Below are 268 nucleotides of genomic sequence, written 5' to 3'. Positions count from 1 at the left end.
GCGCGGCGTCGCCTGGGGGATGGCAGCGCGTCTGCGCACACCCTGCCCCGCCTGCGCGTGCCCCGGCTTCGGTCCCGTCGACGTGGTGCGCGGGGTTCCGTGCGGCGGGTGCGGCACACCGACGTCGCGCGTCCGGGCCGACGTCGACGGCTGCGCGGCCTGCCCTGCCCGTCAGGAGCGACCTCGGCCCGTGACGGTCGCCGATCCTGCGACCTGCGACGTCTGCAATCCGTGAGGGCGCGGGCCCACGTCAGGACCGCGGCCCGCC

The 268-nt window shown here is 78.0% G+C and carries 1 protein-coding gene; it reads left to right on the top strand.

Translation table 11 applies throughout. From position 1 onward, the window contains the following. Nucleotides 1-19: 19 nt before the first annotated feature. Nucleotides 20-235, top strand: coding sequence for a DUF6671 family protein (locus ACZ3GY_RS24090; protein ID WP_436443650.1), 216 nt, complete (start codon nucleotides 20-22; stop codon nucleotides 233-235). The last annotated feature ends 33 nt before the right edge of the window (nucleotides 236-268 follow it).

It is taken from the genome of Pseudomonas sp. PME37.24/006 (genome assembly GCF_055556635.1).
Note: the sequence above shows the minus strand (reverse complement) of the source record. Positions and strands in the feature narration are given on the sequence as shown.